This window comes from Actinosynnema sp. NPDC023658 (assembly GCF_040639995.1).
Classification (GTDB): Bacteria; Actinomycetota; Actinomycetes; order Mycobacteriales; family Pseudonocardiaceae; genus Actinosynnema.
Window position 1 is genome coordinate 1 of sequence record NZ_JBFAAX010000735.1, and the last position, 2844, is coordinate 2844.

Annotated in this window: 4 protein-coding genes; 3 read left to right on the top strand and 1 reads right to left on the bottom strand. The window is 72.6% G+C overall.

Annotated elements, in window-relative coordinates; genetic code table 11:
- Positions 1-87: 87 nt before the first annotated feature.
- Positions 88-531: a metallopeptidase family protein gene (locus AB0G02_RS33960; RefSeq protein WP_360802605.1), complete on the bottom strand. Its 444-nt coding sequence runs from the start codon at positions 529-531 to the stop codon at positions 88-90.
- Positions 532-681: 150 nt separating this feature from the next.
- On the opposite strand from AB0G02_RS33960, the gene AB0G02_RS33965 reads away from it, so the two are divergent.
- The 3 genes from AB0G02_RS33965 to AB0G02_RS33975 all read left to right on the top strand — a co-directional run bounded on the left by AB0G02_RS33965 (position 682) and on the right by AB0G02_RS33975 (position 2687).
- The gene (locus tag AB0G02_RS33965) at positions 682-1041 is read left to right on the top strand and encodes a DUF3499 domain-containing protein (RefSeq protein WP_073885657.1); all 360 of its coding nucleotides are present in this window, start codon (positions 682-684) and stop codon (positions 1039-1041) included.
- A 90-nt stretch (positions 1042-1131) separates the two neighbouring features.
- Positions 1132-2484, top strand: a complete 1353-nt coding sequence (locus tag AB0G02_RS33970) for a phosphomannomutase/phosphoglucomutase (RefSeq protein ID WP_360802602.1) — start codon at positions 1132-1134, stop codon at positions 2482-2484.
- A gap of 5 nt (positions 2485-2489) precedes the next feature.
- Positions 2490-2687, top strand: a complete 198-nt coding sequence (locus AB0G02_RS33975) for a Trm112 family protein (RefSeq protein WP_073886315.1) — start codon at positions 2490-2492, stop codon at positions 2685-2687.
- Positions 2688-2844 lie beyond the last annotated feature (157 nt).

Genomic DNA, 2844 nt, shown 5'->3' on the forward strand with positions numbered 1-2844 from the left:
CGCGCGTGTCCTACGTTCACGTCGCGCGTGTCCTACGTTCGGAACGGGCGTGTCCTGCGTTGGGGACGGGCGGGTCGAGCGTTCGGGTCAGTCGCCGTCGATGACGTCGGGGTCCAGGCCCAGGTAGTTGGCGACCTGCTCCACCAGCACGTCGTGCACCAGGTCGGACAGGTCGGCCCCGTCCTTCGCCCGCGCTTCGAGGGGCCGCCGGTACAGCACGATGCGGGCACGGCTGTCCGCCCCGGCCGGCACCAGCCGGGCCAGGGGGACGTTGCCGTCCTCGACCACGTCGCCGTCGTCGCCCGACTGGACGTCCGGCACGTCGTCCACCGCCACGTCCAGTTGCGTGAGCTCCGTCCGCCACCGCGCCTCGATCGGCTCCAGCGCCTCCAGCACCAGCGCGTCGAACCGCTCCGCGCGGCTGCGGGCCGCCGGCAACGTGGCCGGGTAGAGCGGGCCGCGCAACCCCCGACCGTGCCGGTCGCGGTTGCGTCGCCGCGGAGCGCCCTGCCGCCGTGAACCCCGAGCCATCACCACGGGGTAAAGGGTAGTTGTCCGCCCGCGGACCCCGTACACCCGTACCTCCGCGACCAGGCAACTTGCCCGACCGGGGCACCGCCGCCAACGCCGCGCCGGAGGTAATCCAACACACGCCGCGCGGGACGCGATATCGTCCCCGCCGTGCGGAGCGTGAGACGGTGCTCGCGAACCGGGTGCGCGAACCCGGCAGTCGCCACGCTCACGTACGCCTATGCGGACTCCACAGCGGTGGTCGGGCCCCTGGCGACGTACTCCGAACCGCACTCCTACGACCTCTGCGAAGAGCACGCCCTGCGCCTCACCGCGCCGCGCGGCTGGGAGGTCGTCCGCCACCAGGGCGAGTTCCGCGCCCCCGAACCGACCGTGGACGACCTGACGGCGTTGGCCGAGGCGGTCCGCGAGGCGGGCCGGGCCACCCCCCAGGTGGAGCTGCCGGAGCTGCCCGCGGGCACGATCCGGCGCGGCCACCTGCGCGTCCTGCCCGATCCGAACGAGGACTGAACGCCGACCCGGGCGACCGGACACGACGCTCACACGCGCGCCGGTAGGCTTTCCCGAGGCAGTGTCAAGAGCCAACTCGGGAGTGTGGCCGTGCGCGATCTGTCCGCCATCGTCAAGGCTTACGACATCCGCGGTGTCGTCGGTGAGCAGCTCGACGCCGACGTCGTCCGCGACTTCGGCGCGGCGTTCGCGCGCCTGGTGGGCGGCCCCGCCGTGGTGATCGGCCACGACATGCGCGACTCGTCGCCCGGCCTGGCCGCGGCGTTCGCGCAGGGCGTCACCGCGCAGGGCGTCGACGTGGTCAGCATCGGCCTGGCCAGCACCGACATGCTGTACTTCGCCTCCGGCAAGCTGGACCTGCCCGGCGCGATGTTCACCGCCAGCCACAACCCGGCCAAGTACAACGGCATCAAGCTGTGCCGCCCCGGCGCCGCGCCGGTCGGCCAGGACACCGGCCTGGCGCAGATCCGCGCGGACGTCGAGCAGGGCGTGCCGGACGCCGAGGGCGTCACCGCGGGCACGGTCACCGAGCAGGACATGCTCACCCAGTACGCCGCCTACCTGCGGGAACTGGTCGACCTGAGCGGCAGCCGGCCGTTGAAGGTCGTGGTGGACGCGGGCAACGGCATGGGCGGCCACACGGTGCCGAAGGTGTTCGAGGGCCTGCCCATCGACGTCGTGCCGATGTACTTCGAGCTGGACGGCAACTTCCCCAACCACGAGGCCAACCCGCTGGACCCGGCCAACATCGTCGACCTCCAGGCGCGGGTGCGCGAAGAGGGTGCGGACGCGGGCGTGGCGTTCGACGGCGACGCGGACCGCTGCTTCGTGGTCGACGAGCGCGGCGAGCCGGTGTCCCCGTCCGCCATCACGGCCCTGGTCGCGGTGCGCGAGCTGGCCAAGGACCCGGGCAGCACGATCATCCACAACCTGATCACCTCGCACGGCGTGCCGGAGATCGTCCGCGAGCACGGCGGCGTGCCGGTGCGCACCCGCGTCGGCCACTCGTTCATCAAGGAGGAGATGGCCAAGACCGGCGCCATCTTCGGCGGCGAGCACTCCGCGCACTACTACTTCCGCGACTTCTGGCGTGCCGACACGGGCATGCTGGCCGCGCTGCACGTGCTGGCCGCGCTCGGTGAGCAGGACGGGCCTCTGTCGGCCCTGACCAGCGACTACTCCCGCTACGCCGCGTCCGGCGAGATCAACTCCACGGTGGACGACCAGCAGGGCAGGCTGGCCGCGATCAAGGCCGAGTTCGGCGGGCGCGAGGGCGTCGAGCTGGACGAGCTGGACGGCCTCACGGTGAACCTGCCGGACGGCTCCTGGTTCAACCTCCGTGCGTCCAACACCGAGCCGCTGCTCCGGCTCAACGTCGAAGCCGCCGACGCGGCCTCCGTCGCGGCGCTGCGCGACGAGGTCCTGGCGATCGTGAGGGGATGAGCGCCGTGGCTGTTCAACTCGACGCGCAGTTGCTGGAGATCCTGGCCTGTCCGTGCCCGGAGCACGCCCCGCTGAAGGTCGGCACCGCGTCCGACCCGCTGGCGGACTACCTGACCTGCACCTCGTGCGGCCGGTCGTTCCCGGTGCGGGACGGCATCCCGGTGCTGCTGCTGGACGAGGCTGTCGAGCCGACGGCCGGGTGAGCTCCCGTGCTTGACGACAGCCTCCTCGACGACCAGTCCCGGCTCACCGACGCCGACCGGGAGGGTCTGCTGCGCGCCGCCGCACGGGCGGGCGCGCAGGTCCGCGCCACCGCCGAGGCGGCCGACGAACTCGGCGTCGCGCGGTCGTTCGCCGAAC

What these genes read in the sequence shown, in the direction of transcription:
- AB0G02_RS33960 (WP_360802605.1), bottom strand. Translation starts at nt 531, where the DNA reads ATGGCTCGGGGTTCACGGCGGCAGGGCGCTCCGCGGCGACGCAACCGC.